Here is a 26477-nt window from a genome sequence, read left to right on the forward strand (position 1 = left end):
TTCGCGACCCGGGGATACCCGACCCAGAGACTTCACGTCGAGGATTGTCGTGCCAAATCAGGCCCGGCCATAGTGAACGCAGAAGTTCATGACATCTGGCGAATGAAACGGTGGCTCAAGAAAGTCCGGCAGGATCATCTGCCGGACTTTAACCAGTGCCTGGCTTAGATGACCAATACCGGCGACTTGTTCGGAACGCGGTCGTAGAGGTCGATGATGTCCTGGTTGATCAGGCGAACGCAACCGGACGAAACTGCCTTGCCGATCGACCACCATTCCGGCGAGCCGTGCAGGCGGTAGAGCGTATCGACGCCGTTCTGGAAAATATAGAGGGCGCGGGCACCGAGCGGGTTCTTGAGACCCGGTTCCATGCCGCCATTGCGCGCGCTGTATTTGACCAGTTCCGGCTGCCGGGCAACCATTTCGTCCGGCGGGGTCCATTTGGGCCAATGGCGCTTCCACTGGATGACGGCACGGCCAGACCAGGCAAACCCTTCCTTGCCGATGCCCACGCCGTATCGGATGGCCTGGCCGCCTTCGCGCACCAGATAGAGAAACTTGTCGTTGGTATCGACGACAATCGTACCTGGCTGTTCCCCGGTCGGGTCCTGGACGATCTGGCGCAGGTAGCGCTTGTCCATCTTCTCGATCGGTATTGCAGGCAACTGAAAACCGTCATCTTCGCGGGCTGAATACATTGCCGCATAGGATGCGAATGCGGGATCGACATCCATCTGCGGCTGGCGGAGCGGATTGCCATAGTCGTCAACCTGGATCACCGGCAGATCGGCGGGGATCTGGGCGCAGCCTGCGAGACCGGCGGCTGCTGTGGCGGTCATTGCAGCAAGAAAGCCGCGGCGGGATATTGTGTTTTGCATCATTGAACCAAATTGGTGGCAGGGGGCAGAAACTGTCGGAAAAGCCGGCTGGAGCGGTCATCTGACGCGATTTTCGATGCTCCGGCGCGCGTATGTCCTGATACGCTTACGCTCCGGCTTCGAGAACCACGCCACTGTTTCGCTGCAGCGACTTTGCCAAATAGTCCCTGAGAACTAACCGGCTCTAAACGCACAATGAATATGGCGGCGAACGGTTTACAATAGGGCTCAAACAAGGCGGGACAGTAACTGTTGCACTGCAGCAACATAATGCGGGGTTGCACGGTTCAACTGCGGATAAACACTTTGTGAGCGTTCAAATAGCCGGTCATTGCGGCCCTGGAAACGGAATCAATGAAAGCCATCACCAAACGGGCCATTGACCTTGCCGCCGAATGGTCTTTCGATAGGCGCAACAGCAAGCAGAAACGGAATCAGGATCATGGCGGTCAATACTCAAGCCCAGACAATCACATGGACCTATGTCGACGGTGACTGGTATGAGGGAAATATTCCCCTGATCGGCCCGCGCAGCCACGCCATGTGGCTTGCCTCGACGGTATTCGACGGTGCCCGCTGGTTTGAGGGAGTAGCGCCCGATCTCGATCGACATGCGGCCCGCGTGAACACGTCGGCCATCGCACTTGGTCTCAACCCGACCATGAGCACCGATGAGATCGTCGGCCTGACCCATGACGGGCTGAAGAAGTTCGACGGCAATACCGCCGTCTACATCCGTCCGATGTACTGGGCCGAGCATGGCGGATACATGGGCGTGCCCGCGGATCCAGAATCGACGCGATTTTGCCTGAGCCTCTACGAGGCGCCGATGATTTCGCCGACCGGCTTTTCGATCAGCGTTTCCCCGTTCCGCCGTCCAAGCTTCGAGACCATGCCGACCAATGCCAAGGCGGGCTGCCTCTATCCCAACAATGCCCGGGCTATTCTCGAGGCGAAATCGCGCGGCTTCGACAATGCACTCGTGCTCGACATGCTTGGCAACGTTGCCGAAACGGGAACGTCGAACATTTTCCTGGTCAAGGACGGGCACATACTCACGCCTGCACCCAATGGAACCTTTCTCTCGGGCATCACGCGGCAACGCACGATCGATGTGCTTGCCGATTATGGATTCCGCACGACGCAGACGACATTGAGCGTGCAGGATTTCCTCGGCGCCGATGAGATTTTCTCGACCGGGAACCATTCCAAGGTCGTTCCCGTTACCCGGATTGAGGATCGCGACCTGCAGCCCGGTCCGATCGCCAAGAAGGCGCGGGAGCTGTATTGGGAGTTTGCACACTCGACGCCGAAAATTTAACCCTCAAACACCGTTAGGCTGAAATATTGATCCGTTTCGCATTGCTCCAAAAGCAATTGGGACCTATGTAACCAACGCAGGTTTTGTCAGGATTGGCAACCGCCCCGTCCGGAGCCCAACCGGGCCGCCAATCCGCCCACAGATAATCGAAGAGGAGACTTCCATGGCTTTCGAATTGCCCGCACTGCCGTATGATTACGACGCGCTCGCTCCCTACATGTCGCGCGAAACGCTCGAGTATCACCACGACAAGCACCACAAGGCTTACGTCGACAACGGCAACAAACTGGCTGCCGAAGCCGGTCTCGAGAACCTTTCGCTCGAAGAGATCGTCAAGCAGTCCTATGGCAAGAATGCCGGCCTCTTCAACAATGCGGGCCAGCATTATAATCACCTGCACTTCTGGCACTGGCTGAAGAAGGGCGGCGGCGGCAACAAGCTGCCGGGCGCGCTGGCCAAGGCGGTTGATTCTGATCTCGGCGGCTACGACAAGTTCCGTGCCGATTTCATCAATGCCGGGACGACACAGTTCGGCTCGGGCTGGGCCTGGCTTTCGGTCAAGGACGGAAAGCTTGAAATTTCCAAGACCCCGAATGGTGAAAACCCGCTGGTTCATGGCGCGACGCCGATCCTCGGCGTGGATGTGTGGGAGCACTCCTATTACATCGATTACCGCAATGCCCGCCCGAAATATCTCGAGGCTTTCGTCGATAACCTAATCAACTGGGATTATGTCCTCGAACTCTACGAAAAAGCCAAATAACGGCTTTCGCAGCTCATCCTGCAAGCGGCTCCGTCACAGGCGGGGCCGTTTTTTTAGAACCAACCTGCGCGTTACGCGGCGAAGCCAGCTCAGCTTTGGTGAATTCAGATCAGATAGGTGATGCGGACAGCCGTACCCTTGCCTGGTGTGGAGCTGATATCGAGTTTGCCGCCCATGGTCCTGACAAGTTCGGCACAATTTGTAAGCCCAAGCCCGACATGCGTCCCTGCCTTGGTCGAAAAGAACGGCTCCTTTGCCCGCGCAACCATGTCTGAACTCATGCCCGTTCCGTTGTCGGCAACAGTCAGAACGAGTTGCGCGCGTCCGAACAGTCGAGTCCGCACATTGGCCCTGATGGCTATGGCCGGCTCGCTTTGGGCCGCAACTGCATTGATGGCATTGCCAAGCAGTTCGTCGATCACCAGATGAAACTGCGAGGCGGGGACGGAAACCGCGCGCGCCACGTGGTCGGCCTCGACGGTTACATTGAGCTTGCACGTTCTGGCAATTTCATCAATCAGCGTTCCGAGCGGCACGAGCTGCGTTTCCGAGCGGGCATGCCCGATTGTCATCAGCGCTTCGGTAATCGAATTGAGCTCCTGAATCGTGTGCAATGCGGCTTCTGTCATTTCGGGGGGCGGCGGCGCTCCTCCGTTCAGATAGCCCAGAAACAGGCGCAAGGCGGTAATGCGTGTGCGGGTCATGTGGGCAAAAAGCATTGAAAACGACTTGATATGCTGGTCCTTGTCCCTGATTGCCCTGTTGTACTGATAGATGGCAATTGCAGATAAGATCACGGCTGAAACCGCACCGAAGAGCCGTAACCGGTTGTGAGCAGCGTCGGTTGCGATTTGCGCGGCTATCCTCAGGCCCTGGCTGTTGCCGACTGTCGTCGCGGCAACCTGAACGAGATAATTGTCGATAGCCGACATCGAATACAGTGCCTTATCGTATCGTAGCTTGGTCTTTCCGGCCGGAACGACATTGTTGTCGAGTGCTACGATTGCCCTGCGCAAGCCAAGCATGTCCTGGCGGTCGATAAACAGAGGTGCATACTCCAGGTGCGCCAGAGACGTCAGGTTGAACCGGAGTAGCTGGATGCTCTGCGACAAGCGCGGATCCTGCTCGCCGGTTCGTGCCGCGAGCATGAGGTACCCGGTTATGCGAGCGGACTGTTCCTTGGATTGGGATATTCGGGATCGAATCTCCAATACCCGCGCGTATATGATCTCCGTTTGTTGCCTGTAGCCGTCCGACCGGGATATCGACCAGATGCTTAAACCAAGCGAGAGCAGCAAACCCACCCCCAGTGCTGTGGGAGCAATTTGACGAAATGTGAATCGCATCAGATGGGGCGCACCTTGACCACAAACCAGACCCATATCGAGTTTCGGCCCGGCACATAGCTTGCCGGCAGGTCGGTCAAGGGCCAGACAAGATAGAACGGTCCGCCATCGTCGATCGACAGGGAACGGAAGGTCTGATTGGGCTCGCAAAGACTTTGGTTTCTATCGTCCTCGGTACAGCGTTGTTCGATCGCCAGGATCGGAGAATAGTCTTCAATCGCTGCCGCGCTGATCCGTGCCATGAAATCGTTGTACGCACGAATTTCCAACTCCCTGGCACCTGCAATATTGTTCCTTGCCAATATGTCCTTGAGGAGAGGGCCGCGAAACTCGGTCGTTTCTTTGCCGCTCCACGGTGTTGCAGTGATCCTTTGCTGCAGGGAAAAATCTTTTCGCAATGTATCAATATTATATGTTGCCGGGAGCGGCGTGGACCATGGAATTAGGCAGGGCGGACTGCAGTTCGTGGGCGAGGGCCAGACGCATCAGGTGCTGATCTTCGACGATCAGGACCTCTTGGAGGGAATTCGGATTCGTCATCAAAAAATGCTTTCAAAACAATCTAAATAATCAAAACAATAAAAACGCCATTCTAGACGAATCCCGGAATACGGAAATAGGGACAGCACTGTCACTTCCGCAAATTTCGAATCGCGCTAAACCGGCCTCATTGAACGCCAATCAATTTTCGCGCGATCAAATCTTGCCATTGCGACACTGCCGCGGAGACCAGCGTGGAAAGCATACTTCTGATGATCGCGATCGATTTCCATGAGCAATCCCGACGCGAGGTCGAACGCCTGACGCGGCACTGCGAGAATTTGAGGGCGGCCGGCGTCGACTGCCGTCTCATCGACCGGCGGCTGGAGGAGGCCCGCGAAATGGAGACGCGTTTAAGGGACGAACTATTACGTTGTCCAGTAAGGACAGACCAGGATGCTGCCACCAAGGCCGTGCATTTGCGCCAGGTCTTATATCATGACAGACGACAAGCGAAGCGAGTGGGCGCTCCCCAGAGCGATGGCTATTCCGATACCTATCAGGAATAGCACCGCCATTCCCACGACTATCCAGGTGGCACTATCGCTTGTCGTGCAAACGGCCCCGTTCTTGACGGGGCCGTCTTGCATTTTACGCCGCCCTATCATCCGAAACCGTCCCTCGTAATTTCATCCCGTCCACTTTTGGCGTTAACCGGTGTGTTGCCGCTGCGGTTAACAATATGTCGCAGTTTGAGTCGACAATTCGGGAAAAACGTGTTGTTCTTTTATCAGGGCAATGAATGCCCGTGGTCACGATCCCGGCCAAGGGCAATGTCTGGTCCGATGCCCGAGCAAATCTCTATACTTAGTACAACGTGTCGGCGTTAACCTATTGGAATTCCTGCTTGATTGCTTGGGTTCCACTGGAGTGGCTATGGGAAAATTTGCTTTGGTCCTTTGCGTCCTCGTCCTTGGTGGGACATATTTCGGTACCAGCTCTGCCGGTGCCCAGACATTGAACGTCGGCTTGACGATCGCGCCTGCGGGCGTTGGCGACCGGAGCGCGCCAATCGGGCGGCCGAGCAACAAAATCAGCGGGAACATCCGCATAAAGGAATATGCTTCCCCGGGCTACGCGACGCGCCAAAAACTCCGGACACGGACGTCCCAGCTGGCACTGAAATAACGCATTTCGCCTGTCTGTTTCGATAAGTGATCACAAGGCATGCATCCTTTAAGATGCCATTGTGATTGTTCATCTCTCGTTCATTGGCTTAGACTTAAGTCTAAAGTCTAGGGACGTTAACAAGCTGAACGCCCTTCCCAAGCAAGCGTTCACTGGAGGAACAATGAGAAAGTTGATTTCAGGCATATGCGCCGTTTTGATTTCAATTGGCACTCTCGGGTCGGTGGAAGCGGTCAATGCAGCTCCGATGACCGTCCAGAAGCCTGTAGAATCGGCGGCAAACAATCCGAATATTGAAAATGTGCGGCATCGTGACCGTTGGGATCGCCGCTGGGACCGCCGGCATCATCGCTGGGACCGCCGTTGGGATCGCCGCTGGGATCGCCGGTATTATCATCGTCGCTGGGACCGCCGTTGGGACCGTCGTCATTATCGCCGGTGGGACCGTCCGCGCTACTATCGCAGCTGGGATGATGGCTACTACTGGAACCGTCCTTACTATCGCAGCGGCGGTGTAAGTGTCACGTTTGGTTTCTGAAACAAGAGAACCCCGGCCGCGCTGCCGGGGTTCTGTTTTTTTGGCTGCGCGAACATACGAAAATGTGATCATTCAATGCGGGTGTTTTTCCCGATCTTTAATCTAGAGTGCAACCGGAACCCCTTGAAGCCAAACCATTTTAGCCACAAGAGTTGGGAGACACTCCATGCACAGACTGATTTCCTTTGCGGCAGCACCTTTGCTCGCCATCGCGGTATTGTCGGTATCCGCCAATGCCGATCCGATAAAGGACCGCCAGGCGATCATGAAGGATCAGGGCAAGACTGTCGGCAGCATCACGCCGATCATCAAGGGCGAAAAACCCTTTGACGCGGCGTTGGTAATCGCGGCACTCAAGCACCTGAACGAGGACGCGGAGAAGATCGATGCCGCCACGCTGTTCCCGGCTGGCTCGGACAAGGGCGAAACAACGGCTTCACCGAAGATATGGGAAGACAATGCCGGTTTTCTTGCCGCACTGACCAAGTACAAGAAGGATGCTGCGGCGGCCGCAGCTGCTGAGCCGAAGGACCTCGAGAGCTTCAAGGTTGCCTTCAACCAGGTGACGGAAAACTGTGCGGCCTGCCACAAGGCCTTCCGTATCAAAAAGGACTGAGTAACGTTTGATAGGTCCATCGCGATGGACATCTGATGCGGTTTTGTGTGCTTCCGGTGCCCATGGACCTGATGTCCACTGCGCTTCGGTTCTCGAAAACCGCATCAACTGTCGCATCAGCTCGACTTATCAAGGCGTCGCCGGGGGGTGTCTCGCATGATACGCAAGCTTGGATTGCTTATCCTCGTGCTGGCGATTGCCGGCGGCGTCGGCTTCTGGTTTCTCTCTGCTCCGTCCTATGTGGACCCGGCGAGGATTGCGGCGACGGCACCGGGTGACGCACAGCGTGGAACGGCCATCTTCTGGCAGGGCGGGTGCGCGTCCTGCCATGCCGCGCCTGGGGCCAAGGGCGATGCCAGACTGGTGCTTACAGGTGGTCTCAATCTGATCACGCCGTTCGGCACGTTTGTGGCGCCCAACATTTCCCCGTCGCAACAGGGCATTGGCGAATGGTCGTTCGAAGACCTTGCCAATGCCATGATGGAAGGTGTGTCTCCGGCAGGATCGCACTATTATCCTGCTTTTCCCTATACGTCTTATGCCCGCATGCAGTTGCAGGATATCGCGGACCTGCACGCCTTCCTGAAGACCTTGCCGCCATCCGACAATGTGGCCGGGCCGCACAAGCTCGGCTTTCCATTCAATGTCAGACGCGGGCTTGGCCTGTGGAAACGGCTCTATCTGTCACCAGACCCGGTCCTGACGATTGCCGATGCGAGCGATGCGGCCAAACGCGGTCAATACCTGGTTGAAGGGCCTGGCCACTGCGGTGAGTGCCACACGCCGCGCAATCCCATTGGCGGGATGGAAAAGGCGCAATGGCTTGCCGGCGCTACGGCTGCGGAGGGCAAGGGCGTCGTCCCCAACATCACCGGCGGAGAAGGCGGTATTGCAGACTGGTCGGCGAACGACATCGCCTATGCACTGGAAAGCGGCTTTACGCCGGAATTCGACTCGCTCGGATCCTCGATGGCCGATGTCGTACTCAACACGGCACATCTTCAAGGGACAGATCGCGAGGCCATAGCCGCTTATCTCAAGGCCGTGCCGCCGCACCCCAACGGCTATCCCACGGCCAAGTGATTTCGCCGCGACCGAGCCTGGCGGGCACGATTTTCCCCGTAGCTGTCCTAGTTCGGTAATTCCTACGTCGATGCATCCGGCCGTTTGCGCCATGCTTTCGGGCATCGGCGCCTCTTGGGGTGGCGCCAGGGCCATGGAAAGGGATGCTTCAATGTTCAACCGCAGACAGACACTCGCTCTTTTGGGCGGCGGAGCTGCCGCCGCAGCCTTGCCATTTGCCGCCCGCGCCGCTTCCGAGCCGTTGAGGTCATTGCGTATCGGCTGGCAGAAGAACGGAGTGCTGGCTTTGGCAAAGGGGCAGGGAGCGTTGGAAAAACGCTTCAAGGCGCGTGGTATCGACGTCAGCTGGGCGGAGTTTTCGTCGGGGCCACCGCTGCTCGAAGCACTTGGTGCAGGGGCCGTCGATTTTGGGCCGACAGGCGATGTGCCACCCCTTTTCGCGCAGGCCGCAGGTGGCAACCTTCGCTATGCAGGGACCTATCGGGGATCACCCGCCGGCTCAGCAATCCTGGTCCGCAAGGATTCGCCCATCCGGTCGATCGCCGATCTCAAGGGCAAGCGTGTCGCCTTCAAGCGCGGGTCGAGCGCCCATAATTTCACAGTAAAGGCATTGCGATCTGCGGGGCTGAACGTCACGGACATCAATGCGTCGGACCTCTCGCCATCCGATGCGGCCGCGGCCTTTACGGCGGGCCAGATCGACGCCTGGGCGATCTGGGATCCGTTCTTCGCCGTGGCCGAAAAGCGGCCGGAAACGCGGGTACTGGCGACGGCCGAGGGCATTGTCGACTCCTGGTCGTACTTCCTCAGCAATGGCGATTTCACCGCCGCGCACGGCGATGTGCTGGCCGAGGTCCTCGATGAGCTGGCCATCGTGGGCAAGCGCGCGCAGGACAATCTCGACGAAACGATCGGGACGCTTTCTCGGATCACTGGCGTCCCGGAAGACATTCAACGCGTTGTCCTGACACGCAAGGGTGCCGATCTTGGCAGCGTCGCGGCGGTATCGGCCGAAGCCGTCGCCTACCAGCAGGCGCTGGCCGACGAATTCTTCGAGCTGAAGATATTGCCGAAGAAGCTCGATGTCAGCCAGATCGTATGGAACGGCCGTCCGGCCTGAAACAGGCCACTGCTACATGCCGCAATTTCAGCGCCGTTCGCAGGCAATCGTGTTGGATGTCGAAGCTATGTATTTGCTCTGCATCGTATAGAGCCAACCCCGGCATTCATCGAATGAACGGAAGCAGCGATAGGCCGAGACGGGCCAGCGCGAATCGCCGTTGGAGATCATCGGGGAGTCCATGTATCCTTGGAAACGCCCGATGATCACCCCGCTGCCACGCGGCGGCGGGCTGCAGCGCTGACCGGCATATTCGCTGACATTCTTGCGGACAGCCAGGGCCTCGCCGGTGCCGACCAGCGAGAGCGCCGGTTGCGCCACGAAAGCCAGACCGAGCATCAATACAAATGTGCTGCGTTTCATCACAAATTCCTCCGGAACCCTGAGGTCGATCATACCCGAAATTGACGCAAGATTGCGCCTTGATTTCGTTGCTGGCACGTAGCTACGGCGCGGAAAGGCTTATGGTTTCCGTGCGCGGCGATCACATTTGCGTTTTTCCCACGAGTTTCAGGGCGTAGGCATAGACATAGGCGACTTCCTCCAGCCGCGAGAAGCGCCCGGAGGCCCCGGCATGACCCGCATCCATGTTGATGCGGAAGAGGATGGGGTTGTCGTCCGTCTTGATTTCGCGCAGCTTGGCTACCCATTTCGCCGGTTCCCAATAGGTGACGCGTGGGTCGGTGAGGCCGGCGACCGCCAGGATCGGCGGATAGGCCTGCGCCGCGACATTGTCGTAGGGCGAATAGGAAGCCATGTAGGCATAGTCCGTGGCCGAGGTAATGGGATTGCCCCACTCGGTCCACTCGGGGGGCGTGAGCGGCAAGGTGTCGTCGAGCATCGTATTGATGACGTCGACAAAGGGGACCTCCGCAATGATCCCGCCGAAGTTTTCCGGCGCCATATTGGCGACAGCCCCCATCAACATGCCGCCCGCAGAACCGCCTTGGGCGACTATCCGGTCATGGCTTGTGAAGCCTTCCGCGACGAGATGCTCGGACGCGGCAATGAAATCATTGAAGGTGTTGAGCTTGTTAAGACGCTTGCCGTCCTCATACCACCCATATCCCTTGTCCTTGCCGCCGCGGATGTGGGCGATGGCATAGATGAACCCGCGATCGGCCAGTGAAAGGCAGTTGGTGTTGAAGCTCGCCGGGATCGTGATGCCGTAGGAGCCGTAGCCATAAAGCAGGCATGGCGCCGTTCCGTCGATCTTTGTATCGCGATGGTGGAGTATGGAGATGGGGACGATGGCGCCATCGGGCGCCGGCGCGAGCAGGCGCCGCGTCACATAGTCGTCCGGATTATGGCCGGAAGGGACCTCCTGTGTCTTCAACAGTGTCCGCTCGCGCGTGCGCATGTTGTAGTCATAGAGCTGAGACGGAGTGGTCATCGATGAGTAGGAGAAGCGGATGACCTCCGTATCATATTCGGCGCTGCCCTGCAGACCAAGCGCATAGGCCTCTTCATCGAAGGCTATGGAATGTTCCTCGCCAGACTTGCGGTCACGAATGACAATGCGTGGCAGACCGTTTTCGCGCTCGAGCCAGACGAGGTGATTGGTATATGCCGAATGCCCGAGCAGCAGCCGCCCTGGCTTGTGGGCGACGACTTCGGTCCAGTTGGCTTTTTCCGGGGCACCGACCGGTGCGGACATGATCTTGAAATCCTTGGCGCCGTCGGCATTGGTCAGGATGTAGAAGACATCGCCGCCTTCCGTCAGGCCATACTCGATGCCCGCCTGCCGCTCGGCCACGAGTCTGGGTTCGGCGGCCGCGTCATTGGCAGGAAGGATCCATATCTCCGAAGTTTCATGGTCGTGCATGTCGATGAAGATGAAGTCGTTCAGCGTGCTGCCGCCAACGCCAAGGAAGAAGCCCGGGTCTTTTTCCTCGTGTATCAGCCTGTCCTCGCTCTCGGGCCGCCCGAGCTCGTGGTAGAACAGCCGGGAAGGGCGGTGGTTGGGATCGACCCGGGTGTAGTAGAAGCCGTTGGACTGGGCGTTCCATACGCCGCCTCCGGTCGTATCGCTGACGATGTCGGCCGCATCCTCCAAGGTTCCAAGGTCGCGGACACGGAGTGTGAAGAATTCCGATCCCTTGTCATCGAATCCCCAGATCATCTTATTGTGATCGGGGGAGTGATCGGCGGAGGCCAGGCGGAAATAGGCCTTGCCTTCTCCTTCGAGATCGCCGTCGAGAAGCATGGTTTCCGGCCCGCCGTCGCGCGGTGTGCGGAAAAAGCGCGGCTGCTGGCCGCCGGTCTTGAAAGACGTGCCATAAGCATAGGGACCATCTTTTGAGGGCACGGAGGAATCGTCCTCCTTGATGCGGCCCTTCATTTCAGCAAATAGCTTGTCCTGCAGGGCCTTGGTGTCAGCCATCAGTGTCGACTGATAGCTGTTTTCGGCATCGAGATGCGCACGAATGGCCGGATCAAGCGTGGAGGGATCCCTGAAGACATCCTGCCAGTTTTCGGCACGCATCCAGGCGTAGTTGTCGACGCGCGTCGTGCCGTGGCGCGTATCGGAAACTGGCCGTTTTTCGGACTGCGGAGCAGGAATGCTGACAAAACGCGGGGTGCTGATCATGAAAAACACTTTCTGCCAGCACGAACGCGCAGTCCTGCAAGCAATGGGATAAATTTAAGGTCTGGAGCTGCAAACCGCTCCCGCAGAGGTGTAGGGAAAGCTGTCGTCCCGTCAATCCCCACTAAAGACCAAGGCGTTGCCATTCATGCAATAGCGCAGGCCCGTCGGGGGAGGGCCATCCGGAAACACATGGCCCAAATGCGCGTCGCAATCGGCACATTTGATTTCGGTGCGGATCATGCCGTAGGAGCGATCTTCCACTGCATTGACGGCTTCAGGTTCGATCGGCGCATAGAAGCTCGGCCAGCCGGTGCCGGACTCGTATTTGGTCTCGGACCGGTAGAGGGCACGGTCGCAACAGACACAGTTGTAGGTGCCCTTCAGCTTGCTGTCGAAATTGGGGCTGGAAAATGCGCGTTCCGTGCCGTGGTTGCGGGTTATCTGATATTGCTCCGGCGTAAGCTGTTCACGCCATTCTGCATCGGTTTTTACGATTTTGAATGTTTTTGTGTTCATTGCATTGTCCTTTTTCATAGATTTAATCGTGAACACTGCCTGCCGCAATATCTGTTATTATAGAATGCTTGTAAGGCATTTATCTGTTCCTCATTTTTGCCATTTTTTGTCTTAGTGGTATGGCGCGTCCGCCCAGCGGTGCATGTGCGCACCTTCGTATTGGCAACTGGGATCCGACTTTCTTGCGTCTATCTCGAGGCGCCAACCGATAAGCTCTGTTGTTGTGGATTGTTCAAACCATTTCTTATGTATACAAAGTATTGATTTGACAATTTCATTCCGTTCCGCAATAGAGTAGTATCAAAGGCGTTGGGGACTCCGCGTGTTTTCGACTTTATATTGGTGATTTTTCACTCCCTACCCGGATTTCAAATTAGACGAAGGAATTGGACTTAGATGACCACATTCGAGAATTCAAATACAACTGCCAGCGATGTTCTGCTTGAACTTACTGCGGAATTGGTTGCTGCATATGTCAGCAATAATTCGGTACCAGCTGGCGACCTGCCAACGCTCATTGCTGATGTCCACGCTGCCCTTGGCCGCGTCGGCGGTGCAGCGGAAGCTGTTGTCACAGTTCAGGAGAAGCCAAAACCGGCCATCAATCCAAAGAAGTCTGTTGCGGACGACTATATTGTCTGCCTTGAAGACGGCAAGAAGTTCAAGTCACTGAAGCGCCATCTGATGACACACTATAGCCTGACCCCGGAACAGTATCGTGAGAAGTGGGATCTTGATCCGAGCTATCCGATGGTTGCTCCGAATTACGCCGCTGCCCGTTCGCGCCTGGCAAAAAACATGGGCCTTGGCCGCAAGCGCAAGAAGGCCGCATAATCCAGCCTTTCATGTTGAGTAAAAGCGGCGCCGAGAGGCGCCGTTTTTATTTTATCCCGTCGCCGCCGCTTACAGACGCCATCTCGGGTTGGGGAGACCTCAGACTGTCGAGCGTCTGCTTCAAACCGATATGGCGGTTCAGATCATAGCTCCAGTGGCCCTTTGCGCCCTTCAGCCGTTCCCGCTCGATCAGGCGTTTGAGCCGCCTGCACATATGGGCCCGGCTTTCCTCATCCTGCATAGCGATGGCGTTGAGATCCACGCCACATAGAATTTGCAAGGCCGCCCGTTGCCGCGCCACATTCCGTTCGTTTTCCTTGGCAGCAAGAAACGAATCCCGCTGTTTTTTCCATTCAGTCGCTGACATCCGCCATTCCTTGCCGTGTAGACGAGGGCAGTATGGCGGCGATGACGACGCGTAGGATAAAGGTCCTATACAAACGTGACAAAACAGAAAAACTAACGCCGTAACAGATAGTTAGTATCCATCACACTGAAAAGTTATCCACGGGCTTGATAGGCTAAATATAAGAAGATATTCCTATCATCGAAGTGGAGTGAGAATGTCATCGAGTTTCCCCCGTCTGCTGCGATCAAATTCCGATGCACATGCGATGATCGACACGCTCCGGCCGCGACGGGGCAGGTTCAAGACGCCGCACGTGAAGCCGGTGGTCCTGGATGAAGTGGCGCCAATGGACGAGCGTCTCTTGCAGGTTTGCGAGGGGGTTCTCGACATCCTCGCCGCGTTCTTCAACGTCTGCGGGCGGGAGTTGCGATCGCACTCGCGTTGCGAGAGACCTGTGGCGCGGGTACGGCAGATCGGCATGTATGTTGCGCACGTCACGCTCGCCTTGACCATGAGCGAGGTTGGGCGGGCGTTCGGCCGCGACAGGAGTACGGTCAACCATGCCTGCCACCTGATCGAGGACATGCGTGAAGAGCTTGAGTTTGACCGGATCATCCAAAGACTGGAGAGCATCGTCAAAGCCGCCTTCATGCGCGATGGGTCAGTGCGCCGATGACGGTCCGGTCGCGGGAAAAGGCAATTAGCGGTGCTGTACAGCGGCTGCTGCGTTTCATCTCCAAGAGCGCGGTCGAGATTGTCGAGGCAAGGCAGCGTGAAAAGCTGATGCTCGACAGCGGAACCCATGGGACGATTTCAGTCGACAGGGATGCGGTGAAACAGGTTGTGAGCCAGGGCCTTGCAACAATCCTGGACAACAAGCTTGCGATCTCCGATGCGGGACGTTGCTGGCTGCGCCGGACTGAGTGCCAGGACGAACCCTTCGCCGGTCAGCATCGCCGGGAGGACACGCTCGTGGTGACAGACGATGGTGCCGACGTGCATTTGCGTGTCAACACGGTTGAGTCGCCCCTGGCGATGCTGCGCCGACGCAGGGATACGTCCGGGGCGCCGCTTATCGGAGATGCGGCATTTAAAGCGGGCGAGCGGCTGCGTGCGGACTTTACGCTGGGCAGTCTGATGCCCCGGATCGGGATGAACTGGAATGCCACAGGGACCGGGTCGCACAGCAACGGGGTGATGGAGATCACCGAAGCCGCACTGGCTGCGCGGCGGCGAGTGGACAGGGCACTTGAGGCGGTCGGCCCGGAATTGTCCGGCGTGCTGGTCGATATGTGCTGTTTTCTCAAAGGATTGGAGACAATTGAACGGGAGCGGCAATGGCCTGCGCGCTCTGCCAAGCTCATCCTGAAGACGGCGCTGGCGGTACTCGACCGTCACTATTATCCGCCGGCGCCTTCACGGACAGGGCCGAGCATCATTCATTGGGGAACCGAAGACTACAGGCCGGTATTGAACCAACGTCGCGGGAGGTAAGCCGCTGGCCACCCTGCGGGGTTGAATTTGGGAGATCGCTTTGCCTATGCCTGCGCAAAAGCGTATCGCGTTGAACTATTCTACAAGGGCAGCGACTTCGCTGCTACCGATCTTGCTTAGTGCTGCGTCGCCTCGGCTGTGGCGAGCACGGCCTGTGCCTCGCTACGGATACGGCCGATCATTGCACGCAAGCCGTTCGAACGCTGTGGCGTGAGGTGCTCGTCGAGGCCGAGCTTTTTCAGGACAGCTTCCGGATTGACCGCCAAAATCTCGGACGCTTTCTTGCCGGAATAGAGCACCATCATGATTGCGACGAGCCCGCGCACAATATGGGCGTCCGAATCGCCGACATAATCGATGACCGGGTCCGCGTCGTCGCTGAGCGTGCTTTTCAGCCAGACCTGGCTGACGCAACCCTTGACCCTGTGCAGAGCATCGCGCGCTGATTCAGGATAGGGCTTCAGGTCCCTTCCGAGGTCGATGACATAGCGATAGCGATCTTCCCAATCATCGAGAAAGTCAAAATCGGCAATAATGTCGTCAATTGTCTGTGCCATGCAAAATTCCTTTTCATGGCATATATAGTGAGCCAGGCGCCGAACGTCACGGTCTTAATCAGCTATCGGCTTCAAAAGCCTATTGCGGGCGTACTGGTTTGCTTACAACTGTCCCGGTCTGCATCCGCCCGTCCACCTCGTTGGCCTGTTCGCGCTGGCGCACCGCCGCCTCCAGGATTTCACGCAGCGCGACTTCGCGCAGCTTCGCCTTGATGGCATCGCCCTCGCTTGTCGCTAGGCCGGTGCCCGTGCCGCCATGAGCAGCAGCGACCGTCGCATCGGGGTTGCCTGCATTCATGCCGAATTGGGTATCGAGATACTCATATCCGACCTTGGCCACTTCACCGGCCCGGACGCCAGCGCTGGAGAGCGCGGCCTTGCCGGTCTCACAGGCCTGGGGCTTGCGCGTACAGAAGTCGCTGAGATCGCTGATGGTCTCGCGGGCGGCGAAAAACGCCTCGATCGGACCGGGCTGGCCGGTGCCGTCTTTCGTGTCCACTGGTATGAAAAGCGAGACCAGCATCATCCAGAAGCAGAACTTGACCGCAAACCTGATCAGAAAAAACATTTCCGTTTCCCTCGTCGCAACAGAACCGCCGTTCAAGGCGGCTCGTGAGGAGACATTGACACAGATCCGGCAAAAACCCGTTGAAACGCATTTCTGCATTTGAGCGATCATAGAAACGAAGGATTAAGAATTTCGGAGGGCGAAGGACCGGGTTCTACGATTCGTGCGCAATAGCCCGCCCCAGGGGAAACCGTTCATTTACCATGCCCGCCACAATCACGCGAAACGGAGTGAGAGCAGCATCGATGATGCCGGTTTTATCCTTTCCTTAAAGCCTCATCTGCAAAAGTTAACGGCGACATGGGTGTTGCGAATAACATTCGGAAAATGACCGCGACCATCTGGCGCTTGCCGGATTTTGCGGAAAGCAGGAAAAAACTGGTGCCGATCCATTCCGTCACACGATCCAGGATTGCCGAGGCTTATGGGCGGCTGTGCAAGCGCTGGGTAAGTCCGTCCGTTGTCGGCGTAGCCAGCCGCGACCGCGATGCGCGCTTGGCCGGCAGCTTTTTCGCCATGCCGCTGCTGCTTGCTGCCGCCGTGATCACCACTCACGCGATGGCGGGCGAAGTTGGAGCTGTCATCAACCTCGCCGTCGGTGTTCTGGCTTTTCCAATGATTTTCTGCGGTGCCCTTTCGCTATCGAGGAACAGTGCTGTTGTGGGTGCAAGTGCGCTTGCGGTCTACGCCTTCTCGATCGCCGCGATCGGCACATCGGCATCGCCAGCCAATCTCCTGCTCTGGCTCATGTCCGCTGCCATTCCGCTCGAGACATGGTTCGTATACCGCTGCAAAAAATCGTTACGAGTTTCTGGCGCGGTCGCGGCAATTGTACTGGCGGTGTTGCTGGTGGCATCCTTGCGTACCGAAAGCGGCATTTCGCTGACGCCGCCGACGCTGATTGCGTCCTTCGGTTACATTGCCGTGCTGCTGGCGAAAACCATCCGCACCCTTGCGGCCCATGCGACAGCCGCTCGCCGCGATGACAGGGTTGCCGATCTTGAAAGCGCTGTCGAAGGCGTTGTCCTGAGCCTCGGAACCGACGGGCTTATCGTCTCGTTGTCCGCCAAGGCGCAGGACCAGTTTGGCATCGCCCGCAATCTTTTGATCGGTACTCCCCTGCTGGAGCGTGTTCATGTATCCGATCGCGTGCAGTATCTTGCCTTCCTTGCCGATTTGAAGGGCGGAGCAGCAAGTGCGCAGGTTGAGCTCAAGCTACGTTGCGTTGCACTGGGCGAGACATCGAGGCACGCCCACAGCGTGCGTTTTGCCACGTATCGTCTGCGGGCGGTGCCGCATAGCCAGGGCGAGGGGTTTGTCGTTGTTGCAACGGACGTGTCGCAGGCGGTCAGTGATCGCAATGCACTGGTGATAGCGCGGCGAGAAGTGGAAACGGCGGAAATCGCCAAAAGCCGGTTCCTTGCCTCTGTCAGCCACGAATTGCGGACCCCACTCAATTCAATCATCGGCTTTTCCGATGTCCTCCTGCAGGAAATATGCGGCAAGCTGCCGGACAGCCGCCAGCGCGAATATGTCGAGCTGGTGCACCGCTCGGGCAACCACCTCCTGTCGGTGGTCAACGCTATTCTTGACGTTTCGAAGATCGAGGCGGGTACCTATCCAATCTTTGTAGAAAGCTTCGCCTTCAAGGAGGCGGTGTCGATGGTTCACGACATGCTGGCGCATCAGGCTTCGCAAAAGGGCGTGACATTATGCGACCGCGTCAGTCCACGCATTGGCAATGTCAGTGCCGACAGCCGCGCGATCCACCAGGTGCTGATCAATCTTGTCTCGAATGCCGTCAAGTTCACCGAAAGCGGCGGTGTCGTGACCATCGACGCCTTGATCGAGGACGACATGCTGGCCTTCTCCGTCAGCGATACCGGGATTGGCATTGCCGAAAAGGACCTGAAAACGCTCGGCCAGCCCTTCCGCCAGGTGCAGAACGACTACACCCGCAACCATGAGGGGACGGGCCTCGGTCTTGCCACGGTCAAAGGGCTCGTCGGTCTGCATGGCGGTGATCTGAAGATCAGGAGCACGCCAGGGCAAGGCACAGTGGTTGACGTACGCATTCCACTCGGCGGACCTGCCGTGGCGCATGTCCAGGACGAAGAAATTGCAAACGTTTTCGAATTCCAAGCGACCAGCGACACGAGGGGAGGTTCCCATGGGGAAGCCCGTAAATCGGCCTAAGCGCCGTGCTCCCAAGCGAGGGCGGTTCGCTGTTGCCCTGATGGCGACAGGCGCGCTCATCGCCAGCAATCCCGCGATTGCCGGCGGCACGACAGCCTTTCTCGTGACATTGGGGTTCATCTCCGCCAATGCGCTCTGGTATCAACCCCAGGGCCATGACGGTGTGTTTTTCCGCACCCGCCCCGACCTTGTTTTCAAGCCGATCAAGCAGGAGAATGGCCTGCCCGGCAGCTCGTCGCAGAACAAGACCGCGGTGGATGCACCCATACGCAAGGTGAAGTCGGTGCCGGTGCCCAAGAGCCAGGATCCGATCGCTGCCGCGATCAATGGGGAACCGCTATTGGCTCCCGGCGGCGATCCTGAAGTGGCAAAGCTGCAGGAGAAACTGCTGGCGCTCGGATTCTACACCGGAACGGTTGACGGCATTTCGGGCAAAGGCACACGTGCTGCCATCGACGCCTATCGCAAGGCGACGGCGGAGATGGGTATCGATATCGAACCGGCTGTCGACAATCCCGACGAGACCACGGCCAGTATTGCCGTTCCGGCGAAAAAGCCCGAACCGACCGAAGAAAAGGCCACGGTCCAAAAAATCTCTGCGAGTACTGAACAAGGCGCGGCAACTGATGCCGGGGCCAGGGGCGGGTTGTCGCCTGCGGAGATCGTGCGGATCCAGGCGGGCCTTCGGGCATTCGGCAATGACAAGGTCGAGATCGACGGCAAGATCGGCGCGTCCACGCAGGACGCAGTCAGCGAATTCCAGAAGCTGTTCCGCCTGCCGGTAACCGGCGAACCCGACGAAAAGTTGCTCGCCAAGATGCAGGAAATAGGCCTCATCAACTGAAATTTCGACCCATGATGGCCTGCAAAAGGCGTTTTTCTGTGCTCCGGTGCTCACGTACCCAATGTACGCTGCGCTCCGGTGCTCAAAAACCACCATTTTCGACTCGTCATGACCCGAAATTCGAGCACAAGGGATTTTGCCGATGCGTCTGACATCAGAGTTCTGGGTTGCCGCTCTGGTGCGGCGGGTGAATGGCGATGGTGCGTTTGCGGCGCTCAGCCACAAGGGGGCGGCGGAAGCGGGCGCCATCTTCATCAAGTTTCGCAATACTGACGGCACTTACGACCTTTTCGGTCCAGCACCACAGATGGTCTATGATGAGACGAAACCCGATGAGCGCCAGTTCACGCTGCTGAAGACCGGCGTTGCCGAAATGGATATCAACGACGATCTAGATAAGCAGAAACGTTGGGACCGGGATCTTTGGATCGTCGAGATCGAAGATTTTCGCGGCGAGCGCACCGAACTGTTTCCTGTGGTAGCGGTCTAGGCCGCGGCAGACCTTTGGGTCCGCGTTTAGTGTACTGAAAGCGTCGGAGCTTCAAGAAACCCTGCGTGAGCCGCTTTCGTAGTCAGCGGCCATCTCGCGCAGCTTTTGCCGCAACTTCTGTGAGTTCTCCGCGGTTTTCCAGCGTTCGACTGTCATCTGAGCTTTCTCATGATCGATCTGCCGGTAGGACTGCACGAAAAGGCGCAGGGAGTGCAGGTCCTTGTGAACGAGGCCAAAGAGGCCAGTCAAGATCAGGTGCGCCGCTTCGGAGGAAAGGCCGAGGGAGGCGAGGGCAATAGTCAGTTCCGCGTTGAGGCCATGGCCAATAATGCGCCTGGCGCTTTCAGGATCCAGTCCCAGCGCCTCGGCGAATGCTTCTTCGAATAATGTGGTCTGGTCGAGAAGCGCGGCATCAATCAGATGGTTGGCGAGTTGCTGATCGCTGGAGAGGCCGGCATTGCTTTCACGCATCAGGGCTTTCAGAGCCTCGCGGGTTTCGCGCAGGCGTGGCGATTCCGGCGCTGTTGGCGCGTGCGGCCTTGCTATGCCATCGCCATTGTCGAAATGTACCTGAATCTCCAGCGCCCGTTCGATCGCGGCATCGTTGAAGCTGTTGAGGACGTGTAGCAGTTCAGGATCGTCGATCCGCCGACGTGCGATGGCACGCGCATGGCTGATACCCTTATGGGTGATGATTTCGATGAGGTCCGCGGGCTGCAGAAGCGGTGAACGTAGGAGCAGCGGAGCCGAGATGTCCACATCTTCCTCGGCAAGAGCAAGAACAAGCCGCTTGGGCGCATGAGGCAGTTCAGACAGGGCTGCAGCGGCATGGCGGCGTACGCGCGGTGACGCGAGGGCAAGAAGGGGAACGGCGAGATCCTCCAGCTGCTGCGCATCACTCTTCGCCGGTCTCGCGACGCAGCAGAAAGCGGTGATGGATGCGGTCAGGAGATCGTCAGCCTTGCTGCCGCCATTGCGGTCTTCAAGCGCCCGAAACTCAGGATACTTCACGAACACACTCCACTGGACGACGCACAACGCAGTTAAACAATGGCTAAAATTAGCCGCGAAGCGTTAGCAAGCCGTTAACCATCGGCATGTCTAATGAAATTATGGCGCAAATCATGCGCGCGTATGCATCGGAGTAACTGAGGAGAGCAACACACAACACGGATGGGCCAAAATGGGCTTTGTCATCGCATTTCCTGCCGGCACAACAAAACGCCGCTCCAACACAAATACGAAAAGCTCGGCAACAGCCGAGATCACGATTTTCCCCGGTGTACGCTATGAGCGCTACACACCCGAAGCGCCAAGGCACACCAAGCCAAAACCACCGCGCCGGTTCTTCGATTCCTTGCCGCAGCCGGGTTGAGAATTCTCGCCATAGTCACAACATATAGGCATGGATTCTCACATCAGGAGCGAAGCTGATGTTCATCGTTTCCTTGACCTATGTTGTCCCGCTGGAGGATATCGATGCGGGCATGCCCGCCCATGTCGCGTTCCTCGAAAAGCACTACGCCACCGGCACGTTTCTCGCATCGGGCGTCAAGGTTCCACGAGTCGGTGGCGTGATCCTCGCAAGGGCACCAAGCGAGGACGCCCTCAGCGAAATATTGGCGCAAGATCCGTTTCACCAGAAGAAGATGGCCTATTACGACGTGCATCAGTTTACGCCCTCGCGGACGCAGAAGGGCCTGGAAGCGCTGCTCGAATAGCTCAAAGCAGTGGCGTGCAGCTGGTGCTCTTCAGGAATGAATCGACCTGCAGTTTCCACGAGTCATCGGGTACAAAGCTGCGCACGACCACGAATCCCTCTTCAATTTCCGCTTCGATCAACACTGAATTCTCTGCTGCGGCAGGTTTGGTCTTGTTGAGCTCGATCATCTGCAGGGGGGTGGCTACGACGAGATCGAGCTGGTCGGCAATCGCTGTCCTGTCATTGATCGAATAGATGTTTTCGCCCTGGCGGGTATAGATCGAAATCGACCAGTAGGGGGTCGTGCCGACGCCGGTGATGTGGGCCGGCAAGTCGGTTATGTCGAAGCGGCATGCTGCAGCCTGAAACAACGGATCGAGGGCGAGGGGCCGCGTTCCCGGCGCGCCCTCGCGCGCGACCGGATGAAACTGCCAGGCGTTGCCATAGGCGGATATGCGCGACCAGGCGTTGCGGTCGGAATAATAGGGTACCAGCAGCACCACCGCGATATGGACAAGGCCGGCACCGACGAGACCGAAGAGCAGGGCGCGAGCCAGTTTACCCATCGCAGCTGATCCTCGTAACGGTCGGAAAAGTCATGTCGACGAGACCGGAATTACTGCCGACGGGCGTGTCATAGAGCGTCATGACCAGCACCATGCGCCCGTTACCGGTGGTTGCGAGCCAGTTGCCGGGCCGAGCCTTGGGCGAAACATTGACGATGAACGCTCCATCCTCCTTGCGTAGTATCTGCCGCGAGTGCATTGCCGGCAGCCGTTCCATCCCTGGCGAAAGGGCAGTCAAGGACCGATCGGCGGCATAGAGCGTCCAGAAGCGCGAATTCGGACTGTTGCCCTCGACCTTGTATGAGCACTGCCGGTCAAGTGCCTCACCGCGGTCATCATTGTAGGCGTAGAAGGCAAGACCCTCGGTGCTGCCGAGCGGGAAGGCGCCCTCGCGCGCAGCGCGTGCCTTCGCATAGGGGTCGGAATATGGCGTGCCGGCCTCCGGATGGGCGGTCCACTGGCCGATACTGAGGGCGCCAAAACCATCGAAACGGCTCACCGCATACCATGCGCTCAGCGTCCCTCCGCCGAAGGCAATTATGAGCGCAATCAGGGCGAGGAAGACATTTCGAAGCATGGAACGATGACTACACGGGAGAGATCATGCACGCAATCAAAGCGCGGAGACTTTTGCCGGGAGGACCGGCGGCTTCAGCCGTGGCGCGGCTTTCAACGCCTGGCCGATCTCGCGGACGGCAGCCGCGGTAGCGTTGGAGAGAACACGCGGGCGTTCCTCGGCCTTCAACGCGTCGGTATCCTCTTCGATCGCTTCGGTCTCGGCCGCAGCAACTTTCTCCTGCTTGGGCAGGGTCGGGTCGATACCGGGAATGGCCTTCAGATCGATGTTCTGATGCGCGTAATTCATCAGCCGCTGCCAGGTCATTGCCGGAAGGATGCCGCCTGTGAGTTCCTTGGTCGGCGTGAAGTTGTCATTGCCGAACCAGACAGCTGCCGTATAGTTGCCGGTAAAACCGCAGAACCAGGCATCACGGTAGCTTTGCGTCGTACCGGTCTTGCCCGCTGCGCGGGTCATTGGCAGGGCCGCCCGTCGGCCTGTACCCCATTCCGGCACCTGCGCCAGCATGAAGTTCATATTGTTGGCCGCCGTCTCCGACAGTACCCGGTGTGGCTTGGCACCATCCTTCTTCCAGTCCCACAGCACGTCGCCGTTCTGGCTCAGGATCTGGGTGAAGGGGTGGCGCATCCCGGCAATGCCGCCGGTGGCGAAAACATTATAGCCGGTCGCCTGGTCCATGACCGTCATGCCCGAGGTTCCGAGCACCATGGTCTTGTGCGAGCTGATCGGTGATTCAACGCCAAAGGCCTTGGTCAGGGCCACGATCGGCGCCGTGGTGAGGTAATCCTTGGCGAGGCGCACCGGCACGGTATTGATGGATTTCACCAGTGCAGTGGTCAGGTCGATCTTGCCCAGATACTGGCGGGAATAATTCTGGGGTGACCAGTTGCCCCAGGAGACCGCGCCGCCCGAGACCAGGGTCTTCGGGGTGAGCCCCTTTTCCATGGCAGCGGCATAAACATAGGGCTTGAAGGACGAACCCGCCTGGCGAAGGGCTGCCGTGGCGCGGTTGAACTGGCTTTCGCCATAATCGCGCCCGCCTACGATGGCCCGGACGGCGCCGTTGTTTTCCAGGACGACGATGGCGGCCTGCGTCACGTTATATTCCTTGCCGAACTGGCGAAGGTGGAATTCAGCAGACTCCTCAGCCGCCTTCTGGATGCCGGTATCGAGTGTCGTGCGAACCACGAGCGTATGGGTCGGCATTTTCTGGGCGACCTTGCGTACTTCATCGAATGTCCAGTCGAGGAAGTAATCGGGACTTTCGGAGCGGCCGCGATCGACGACAGTGGCTGGATTGCGTCGTGCGCCGACAACCTGTCCCTCGGTCATCAACCCGCCCTGGACCAGATTGCTGAGCACCACGTTGGCGCGGGCGCGGGCGGCTGGCAGGTTTACATGTGGAGCATACTTGGCGGGTGCCTTGAACAGGCCTGCCAGCATGGCCGCTTCGGCAAGGTTGACGTCCTTGACGCTCTTGCCGAAGTAGAACTGCGAGGCAGCGGCGATGCCGAAGGTGCCGCCGCCCATATAGGCGCGGTCGAGGTATGTCTGCAGGATTTCCTTCTTGGTCAGGTTGGATTCGAGCCAGACCGCAAGAAACGCTTCCTTGATCTTGCGGTCGATACTGCGCTCATTGGTGAGAAACAGGTTCTTCGCCAGCTGCTGGGTTATCGTGGAGCCGCCCTGGACCACCGAATTGGCACGCAGGTTTTCGGTCATGGCGCGTGAAAGGCCAAGAAAATCAATGCCGAAATGGTCGAAGAAACGGCGATCTTCGGTGGCAAGGACGGCCTTGATGACATGGTCCGGCAGCTCGTCGATAGGCACGGCATTGCGATGCAGGATGCCGCGCTGGCCGATCTCGTTGCCATAGCGATCAAGGAAGGTCACGGCGAAGTCGTCGCGCGTGCGCCAGTTCTTCTCCGTCTCGTGAAAGGCAGGGATTGCCAGCGTCAGCATGACCACCGAGCCGGCTGTGCCCCAGGTAAATGCCTCGCCAAGAACCTCGAAGATTGCACGCCGCCAGCCACTTACATGGAAACGGCGGAAAAAGATGGTTGTATCTTCCCAGAATTCCGCCAGGCGAAAGCGCATTTCGTACAAGGTTGAATCGATCCAGGCATCAAGCCCAAGCAGCGGCGAGACCTTGAATCGCTTTCGTTCCTTGCCTGGCCTGGGCTCTTCCATCGGTTTTCTTGCCTGCCCTGTGCTCAGCCATACCTTGAAGGCATATGGTGTAGCGGATATCACTTAACAGCTTCTTGAGGCGGCTGCTTAAGGATCAATATGGTCATTTCATCCCGCAAAAAGAATACCGCCTTTATGATTAGAGCCACAAGGGTCGGTGCTTCCGATATGAATTTTGATGGACGACTGTTGCCGAAAAGTTTCCCCTTGCAATCGCTCGGCTGCAGTGGATTGGTGTGATTTTGTCCGTTTAGGAGCAAAAGCATGTCCGTAGAACATTGGCTGGCATTCGTGGCGGCTTCGGCCATTCTCCTGGCAATACCCGGGCCGACGATCCTGCTCGTCATTTCCTATGCGCTTGGTCATGGACGGCGTTTTGCTGTGGCAACGGTTGCCGGCGTCGCCCTTGGCGATTTCACTGCAATGACGGCCTCAATGCTCGGCCTTGGTGCACTGCTCGCCGCATCCGCGACGATCTTCACCTTGCTCAAATGGGTGGGTGCGGCCTATCTCATTTATCTCGGGATCAAGCTTTGGCGTGCTCCTGTCGCACGGCTGGACGGCGAGGGAGCCGCGGCTCAGGATGACAAGGCCATCCGCATATTTCTCCACGCCTATGTGGTGACCGCACTTAACCCGAAGAGCATCATCTTCTTCGTGGCGTTCCTTCCACAGTTCCTCGATACCTCACGCCCGATATTCGCACAGATGGTGATTTTCGAGACGACCTTCCTCGTCCTGGCGATGCTGAACGCTGGCATCTATGCCTTGATGGCTTCCATGGCACGGCAGACCATTCGCAAGCCAGGCGTGCAACGCATAGTCAACAGAACCGGTGGATCACTGATGATCGGCGCCGGGTTGCTGGCTCTTGGCTGGAAGAAGGCCGCGGCCTGATCATTGGAATAATTTCATTGATAGGAAAATAATCCTTGACTGCGTGACGGTGATCGGTTAGGTTTTGGTCATCGTCGGAAATGCGACTTCTCATCCAATTGATATAAAGGACGTCACTGCGGCACAGGATGAGTATGATGTTTATGCGCACACCTTGGCGAAGATGGTGCTCAAGCGCGAAACAACCGATCAGATGGTTTCTTATCTACTCGCCGTGGAGGCCGACAAAATGGGGCTTCGAACTGATCCAGTTCGAGCGAAGCGCGTCGTATCCAAACTCTGTGAATTCATTTAGCAAAAATGCTTAACAGTGGGACCGCAATGCATGCAACAAGGAACCGTCGGAGTACAAGCAGTGAAGGTACCCCCCCGAATTTCCAGAAATGTGTCAATGGTTTAACCCCTTCATTCTTGAAGCATTTCCCGAGGTTGAGGACAGATTTGCTTTTGCGCTGAAACATATCAATGCTCAACAACAGCAAGTGGTCAAAGCGTTCATCCTTGATGTGCTTGAGAACGTGCACGACTCCGATGAGCTCAACCGGATATGGCGCGCTGCAAAGTCGAATACTCTTTTCAGCAGCGACGATGGATTACGAGCCTTTTTACAGGAGATCGTCAGGCGTATTGGCTGAATTGCGGATGGCGCTGTGAATCGCAATGCACTTGCGGCAGTGTCGTTTGGGTTCGAACCCTTATCAGAATTCACTGTTCGATGGCGCCTTGAGCGCATATCGACTTCAAGGACAGTCCATGGCTCAGTTGGCGATGGCC

General features: G+C 57.7%; 33 protein-coding genes. 19 read left to right on the forward strand and 14 right to left on the reverse strand.

Annotated elements, in window-relative coordinates:
- Positions 1-164: 164 nt before the first annotated feature.
- Entirely contained in the window at positions 165-878 is a 714-nt protein-coding gene (locus K9U38_RS06140) for a L,D-transpeptidase (protein ID WP_224493448.1), read from the reverse strand.
- A gap of 442 nt (positions 879-1320) precedes the next feature.
- Between K9U38_RS06140 and K9U38_RS06145 the strand changes: the two genes are divergently transcribed.
- Both K9U38_RS06145 and K9U38_RS06150 read left to right on the forward strand, forming a co-directional pair.
- The gene (locus tag K9U38_RS06145) at positions 1321-2199 is read left to right on the forward strand and encodes a branched-chain amino acid aminotransferase (protein ID WP_224493449.1); all 879 of its coding nucleotides are present in this window, start codon (positions 1321-1323) and stop codon (positions 2197-2199) included.
- Between the two features lie 163 nt (positions 2200-2362).
- On the forward strand, positions 2363-2962 hold the full coding sequence (locus K9U38_RS06150; protein WP_224493450.1) for a superoxide dismutase: 600 nt from the start codon (positions 2363-2365) through the stop codon (positions 2960-2962).
- Between the two features lie 104 nt (positions 2963-3066).
- Here K9U38_RS06150 and K9U38_RS06155 read toward each other — a convergent pair whose 3' ends face one another.
- From K9U38_RS06155 to K9U38_RS21975, 3 genes are all read right to left on the reverse strand, one after another.
- Entirely contained in the window at positions 3067-4110 is a 1044-nt protein-coding gene (locus tag K9U38_RS06155) for a sensor histidine kinase (protein ID WP_224493451.1), read from the reverse strand.
- A gap of 197 nt (positions 4111-4307) precedes the next feature.
- Positions 4308-4706: a hypothetical protein gene (locus K9U38_RS06160; protein ID WP_224493452.1), complete on the reverse strand. Its 399-nt coding sequence runs from the start codon at positions 4704-4706 to the stop codon at positions 4308-4310.
- Positions 4707-4716: 10 nt separating this feature from the next.
- The gene (locus K9U38_RS21975; RefSeq protein ID WP_255606972.1) at positions 4717-4848 is read right to left on the reverse strand and encodes a hypothetical protein; all 132 of its coding nucleotides are present in this window, start codon (positions 4846-4848) and stop codon (positions 4717-4719) included.
- Between the two features lie 194 nt (positions 4849-5042).
- On the opposite strand from K9U38_RS21975, the gene K9U38_RS06165 reads away from it, so the two are divergent.
- From K9U38_RS06165 to K9U38_RS06190, 6 genes are all read left to right on the forward strand, one after another.
- Positions 5043-5357, forward strand: coding sequence for an FAD-binding oxidoreductase/lyase (locus K9U38_RS06165; protein WP_224493453.1), 315 nt, complete (start codon positions 5043-5045; stop codon positions 5355-5357).
- Positions 5358-5724: 367 nt separating this feature from the next.
- Complete coding sequence (locus K9U38_RS06170; RefSeq protein ID WP_224493454.1) at positions 5725-5976, forward strand: hypothetical protein; 252 nt, start codon at positions 5725-5727, stop codon at positions 5974-5976.
- Positions 5977-6139: 163 nt separating this feature from the next.
- Positions 6140-6514, forward strand: a complete 375-nt coding sequence (locus K9U38_RS06175; protein ID WP_224493455.1) for a hypothetical protein — start codon at positions 6140-6142, stop codon at positions 6512-6514.
- A 166-nt stretch (positions 6515-6680) separates the two neighbouring features.
- Complete coding sequence (locus K9U38_RS06180) at positions 6681-7130, forward strand: c-type cytochrome (RefSeq protein ID WP_224493456.1); 450 nt, start codon at positions 6681-6683, stop codon at positions 7128-7130.
- 156 nt (positions 7131-7286) lie between these two features.
- Positions 7287-8213 carry a c-type cytochrome gene (locus K9U38_RS06185; RefSeq protein WP_224493457.1) on the forward strand — a complete coding sequence of 309 codons (927 nt, stop codon included), beginning with the start codon at positions 7287-7289 and terminating at the stop codon, positions 8211-8213.
- Between the two features lie 151 nt (positions 8214-8364).
- Positions 8365-9333, forward strand: a complete 969-nt coding sequence (locus K9U38_RS06190) for an aliphatic sulfonate ABC transporter substrate-binding protein (RefSeq protein ID WP_224493458.1) — start codon at positions 8365-8367, stop codon at positions 9331-9333.
- Between the two features lie 27 nt (positions 9334-9360).
- Here K9U38_RS06190 and K9U38_RS06195 read toward each other — a convergent pair whose 3' ends face one another.
- From K9U38_RS06195 to msrB, 3 genes are all read right to left on the reverse strand, one after another.
- Complete coding sequence (locus K9U38_RS06195; protein ID WP_224493459.1) at positions 9361-9696, reverse strand: metallophosphoesterase; 336 nt, start codon at positions 9694-9696, stop codon at positions 9361-9363.
- Positions 9697-9817: 121 nt separating this feature from the next.
- Positions 9818-11923 carry a S9 family peptidase gene (locus K9U38_RS06200; protein WP_224493460.1) on the reverse strand — a complete coding sequence of 702 codons (2106 nt, stop codon included), beginning with the start codon at positions 11921-11923 and terminating at the stop codon, positions 9818-9820.
- Positions 11924-12034: 111 nt separating this feature from the next.
- Positions 12035-12439, reverse strand: a complete 405-nt coding sequence (msrB, locus tag K9U38_RS06205; protein WP_224493461.1) for a peptide-methionine (R)-S-oxide reductase MsrB — start codon at positions 12437-12439, stop codon at positions 12035-12037.
- Positions 12440-12835: 396 nt separating this feature from the next.
- Here msrB and K9U38_RS06210 point away from each other — a divergent pair, with 396 nt between their 5' ends.
- Positions 12836-13273, forward strand: a complete 438-nt coding sequence (locus tag K9U38_RS06210; protein ID WP_224493462.1) for a Ros/MucR family transcriptional regulator — start codon at positions 12836-12838, stop codon at positions 13271-13273.
- A gap of 46 nt (positions 13274-13319) precedes the next feature.
- Here K9U38_RS06210 and K9U38_RS06215 read toward each other — a convergent pair whose 3' ends face one another.
- Complete coding sequence (locus K9U38_RS06215; protein ID WP_224493463.1) at positions 13320-13640, reverse strand: cytoplasmic protein; 321 nt, start codon at positions 13638-13640, stop codon at positions 13320-13322.
- A gap of 196 nt (positions 13641-13836) precedes the next feature.
- Here K9U38_RS06215 and K9U38_RS06220 point away from each other — a divergent pair, with 196 nt between their 5' ends.
- Both K9U38_RS06220 and K9U38_RS06225 read left to right on the forward strand, forming a co-directional pair.
- The gene (locus K9U38_RS06220) at positions 13837-14298 is read left to right on the forward strand and encodes a helix-turn-helix domain-containing protein (RefSeq protein WP_224493464.1); all 462 of its coding nucleotides are present in this window, start codon (positions 13837-13839) and stop codon (positions 14296-14298) included.
- Positions 14295-15116, forward strand: a complete 822-nt coding sequence (locus K9U38_RS06225; RefSeq protein WP_224493465.1) for a DUF6456 domain-containing protein — start codon at positions 14295-14297, stop codon at positions 15114-15116. Before K9U38_RS06220 ends, K9U38_RS06225 begins: the two co-directional genes overlap by 4 nt.
- A 116-nt stretch (positions 15117-15232) precedes the next feature.
- On the opposite strand, the gene K9U38_RS06235 is transcribed toward K9U38_RS06225, so the two are convergent.
- Positions 15233-15673 carry a SufE family protein gene (locus K9U38_RS06235; RefSeq protein ID WP_224493466.1) on the reverse strand — a complete coding sequence of 147 codons (441 nt, stop codon included), beginning with the start codon at positions 15671-15673 and terminating at the stop codon, positions 15233-15235.
- A gap of 79 nt (positions 15674-15752) precedes the next feature.
- Entirely contained in the window at positions 15753-16241 is a 489-nt protein-coding gene (locus K9U38_RS06240) for a DUF5330 domain-containing protein (RefSeq protein WP_224493467.1), read from the reverse strand.
- Positions 16242-16541: 300 nt separating this feature from the next.
- Here K9U38_RS06240 and K9U38_RS06245 point away from each other — a divergent pair, with 300 nt between their 5' ends.
- The 3 genes from K9U38_RS06245 (at position 16542) to K9U38_RS06255 (ending at position 19771) form a co-directional block, all read left to right on the forward strand.
- The gene (locus K9U38_RS06245) at positions 16542-18437 is read left to right on the forward strand and encodes a sensor histidine kinase (protein ID WP_224493468.1); all 1896 of its coding nucleotides are present in this window, start codon (positions 16542-16544) and stop codon (positions 18435-18437) included.
- Positions 18412-19281 (forward strand): peptidoglycan-binding domain-containing protein, encoded by an 870-nt coding sequence (locus K9U38_RS06250; protein ID WP_224493469.1) that lies wholly within the window; start codon positions 18412-18414, stop codon positions 19279-19281. Before K9U38_RS06245 ends, K9U38_RS06250 begins: the two co-directional genes overlap by 26 nt.
- 142 nt (positions 19282-19423) lie before the next feature.
- Positions 19424-19771 carry a DUF1491 family protein gene (locus K9U38_RS06255; RefSeq protein WP_224493470.1) on the forward strand — a complete coding sequence of 116 codons (348 nt, stop codon included), beginning with the start codon at positions 19424-19426 and terminating at the stop codon, positions 19769-19771.
- Between the two features lie 51 nt (positions 19772-19822).
- Here K9U38_RS06255 and K9U38_RS06260 read toward each other — a convergent pair whose 3' ends face one another.
- Entirely contained in the window at positions 19823-20782 is a 960-nt protein-coding gene (locus K9U38_RS06260; protein ID WP_224493471.1) for a DUF2336 domain-containing protein, read from the reverse strand.
- A 172-nt stretch (positions 20783-20954) separates the two neighbouring features.
- Here K9U38_RS06260 and K9U38_RS06265 point away from each other — a divergent pair, with 172 nt between their 5' ends.
- Together K9U38_RS06265 and K9U38_RS06270 are read left to right on the forward strand one after the other, a co-directional pair.
- Positions 20955-21146, forward strand: a complete 192-nt coding sequence (locus K9U38_RS06265) for a hypothetical protein (protein ID WP_224493472.1) — start codon at positions 20955-20957, stop codon at positions 21144-21146.
- Positions 21147-21204: 58 nt separating this feature from the next.
- Positions 21205-21492: a YciI family protein gene (locus K9U38_RS06270; RefSeq protein ID WP_224493473.1), complete on the forward strand. Its 288-nt coding sequence runs from the start codon at positions 21205-21207 to the stop codon at positions 21490-21492.
- A gap of 1 nt (position 21493) precedes the next feature.
- Here the strand turns inward: K9U38_RS06270 and K9U38_RS06275 are convergent, their stop codons facing one another.
- From K9U38_RS06275 to K9U38_RS06285, 3 genes are read right to left on the reverse strand one after another with little or no spacing between them, the layout of a single operon-like run.
- On the reverse strand, positions 21494-22039 hold the full coding sequence (locus K9U38_RS06275; RefSeq protein ID WP_224493474.1) for a DUF1254 domain-containing protein: 546 nt from the start codon (positions 22037-22039) through the stop codon (positions 21494-21496).
- Positions 22032-22616 carry a DUF1214 domain-containing protein gene (locus K9U38_RS06280; RefSeq protein ID WP_224493475.1) on the reverse strand — a complete coding sequence of 195 codons (585 nt, stop codon included), beginning with the start codon at positions 22614-22616 and terminating at the stop codon, positions 22032-22034. The genes K9U38_RS06275 and K9U38_RS06280 overlap by 8 nt, the downstream gene beginning before the upstream one ends.
- A gap of 36 nt (positions 22617-22652) precedes the next feature.
- Positions 22653-24806 (reverse strand): transglycosylase domain-containing protein, encoded by a 2154-nt coding sequence (locus K9U38_RS06285; RefSeq protein WP_224493476.1) that lies wholly within the window; start codon positions 24804-24806, stop codon positions 22653-22655.
- A 264-nt stretch (positions 24807-25070) separates the two neighbouring features.
- On the opposite strand from K9U38_RS06285, the gene K9U38_RS06290 reads away from it, so the two are divergent.
- From K9U38_RS06290 to K9U38_RS06300, 3 genes are all read left to right on the forward strand, one after another.
- Positions 25071-25703, forward strand: coding sequence for a LysE family translocator (locus K9U38_RS06290; protein WP_224493477.1), 633 nt, complete (start codon positions 25071-25073; stop codon positions 25701-25703).
- A 64-nt stretch (positions 25704-25767) separates the two neighbouring features.
- Complete coding sequence (locus tag K9U38_RS06295; protein WP_224493478.1) at positions 25768-25998, forward strand: hypothetical protein; 231 nt, start codon at positions 25768-25770, stop codon at positions 25996-25998.
- A gap of 88 nt (positions 25999-26086) precedes the next feature.
- On the forward strand, positions 26087-26338 hold the full coding sequence (locus K9U38_RS06300; RefSeq protein WP_224493479.1) for a hypothetical protein: 252 nt from the start codon (positions 26087-26089) through the stop codon (positions 26336-26338).
- Positions 26339-26477: the final 139 nt, after the last annotated feature.

Origin of the sequence: Phyllobacterium lublinensis (assembly GCF_020164435.1) — a bacterium.
Taxonomy (GTDB): Bacteria; Pseudomonadota; Alphaproteobacteria; order Rhizobiales; family Rhizobiaceae; genus Phyllobacterium; species Phyllobacterium lublinensis.

Coding starts and splice junctions, on each gene's coding strand:
- K9U38_RS06285 (WP_224493476.1), bottom strand. CDS start 24,806: ATGGAAGAGCCCAGGCCAGGCAAGGAACGAAAGCGATTCAAGGTCTCG.
- K9U38_RS06195 (WP_224493459.1), bottom strand. CDS start 9,696: ATGAAACGCAGCACATTTGTATTGATGCTCGGTCTGGCTTTCGTGGCG.
- K9U38_RS06225 (WP_224493465.1), top strand. CDS start 14,295: ATGACGGTCCGGTCGCGGGAAAAGGCAATTAGCGGTGCTGTACAGCGG.
- K9U38_RS06250 (WP_224493469.1), top strand. CDS start 18,412: ATGGGGAAGCCCGTAAATCGGCCTAAGCGCCGTGCTCCCAAGCGAGGG.
- K9U38_RS06180 (WP_224493456.1), top strand. CDS start 6,681: ATGCACAGACTGATTTCCTTTGCGGCAGCACCTTTGCTCGCCATCGCG.
- K9U38_RS06300 (WP_224493479.1), top strand. CDS start 26,087: ATGTGTCAATGGTTTAACCCCTTCATTCTTGAAGCATTTCCCGAGGTT.
- K9U38_RS06280 (WP_224493475.1), bottom strand. CDS start 22,616: ATGCTTCGAAATGTCTTCCTCGCCCTGATTGCGCTCATAATTGCCTTC.
- K9U38_RS06190 (WP_224493458.1), top strand. CDS start 8,365: ATGTTCAACCGCAGACAGACACTCGCTCTTTTGGGCGGCGGAGCTGCC.
- K9U38_RS06220 (WP_224493464.1), top strand. CDS start 13,837: ATGTCATCGAGTTTCCCCCGTCTGCTGCGATCAAATTCCGATGCACAT.
- K9U38_RS06185 (WP_224493457.1), top strand. CDS start 7,287: ATGATACGCAAGCTTGGATTGCTTATCCTCGTGCTGGCGATTGCCGGC.
- K9U38_RS06145 (WP_224493449.1), top strand. CDS start 1,321: ATGGCGGTCAATACTCAAGCCCAGACAATCACATGGACCTATGTCGAC.
- K9U38_RS06175 (WP_224493455.1), top strand. CDS start 6,140: ATGAGAAAGTTGATTTCAGGCATATGCGCCGTTTTGATTTCAATTGGC.
- K9U38_RS06140 (WP_224493448.1), bottom strand. CDS start 878: ATGCAAAACACAATATCCCGCCGCGGCTTTCTTGCTGCAATGACCGCC.
- K9U38_RS06255 (WP_224493470.1), top strand. CDS start 19,424: ATGCGTCTGACATCAGAGTTCTGGGTTGCCGCTCTGGTGCGGCGGGTG.
- K9U38_RS06270 (WP_224493473.1), top strand. CDS start 21,205: ATGTTCATCGTTTCCTTGACCTATGTTGTCCCGCTGGAGGATATCGAT.
- K9U38_RS06240 (WP_224493467.1), bottom strand. CDS start 16,241: ATGTTTTTTCTGATCAGGTTTGCGGTCAAGTTCTGCTTCTGGATGATG.
- K9U38_RS06290 (WP_224493477.1), top strand. CDS start 25,071: ATGTCCGTAGAACATTGGCTGGCATTCGTGGCGGCTTCGGCCATTCTC.
- msrB (WP_224493461.1), bottom strand. CDS start 12,439: ATGAACACAAAAACATTCAAAATCGTAAAAACCGATGCAGAATGGCGT.
- K9U38_RS06265 (WP_224493472.1), top strand. CDS start 20,955: ATGGGCTTTGTCATCGCATTTCCTGCCGGCACAACAAAACGCCGCTCC.
- K9U38_RS06200 (WP_224493460.1), bottom strand. CDS start 11,923: ATGATCAGCACCCCGCGTTTTGTCAGCATTCCTGCTCCGCAGTCCGAA.
- K9U38_RS06210 (WP_224493462.1), top strand. CDS start 12,836: ATGACCACATTCGAGAATTCAAATACAACTGCCAGCGATGTTCTGCTT.
- K9U38_RS06170 (WP_224493454.1), top strand. CDS start 5,725: ATGGGAAAATTTGCTTTGGTCCTTTGCGTCCTCGTCCTTGGTGGGACA.
- K9U38_RS06235 (WP_224493466.1), bottom strand. CDS start 15,673: ATGGCACAGACAATTGACGACATTATTGCCGATTTTGACTTTCTCGAT.
- K9U38_RS06245 (WP_224493468.1), top strand. CDS start 16,542: ATGGGTGTTGCGAATAACATTCGGAAAATGACCGCGACCATCTGGCGC.
- K9U38_RS06150 (WP_224493450.1), top strand. CDS start 2,363: ATGGCTTTCGAATTGCCCGCACTGCCGTATGATTACGACGCGCTCGCT.
- K9U38_RS06215 (WP_224493463.1), bottom strand. CDS start 13,640: ATGTCAGCGACTGAATGGAAAAAACAGCGGGATTCGTTTCTTGCTGCC.
- K9U38_RS21975 (WP_255606972.1), bottom strand. CDS start 4,848: ATGACGAATCCGAATTCCCTCCAAGAGGTCCTGATCGTCGAAGATCAG.
- K9U38_RS06155 (WP_224493451.1), bottom strand. CDS start 4,110: ATGCTCGCGGCACGAACCGGCGAGCAGGATCCGCGCTTGTCGCAGAGC.
- K9U38_RS06275 (WP_224493474.1), bottom strand. CDS start 22,039: ATGGGTAAACTGGCTCGCGCCCTGCTCTTCGGTCTCGTCGGTGCCGGC.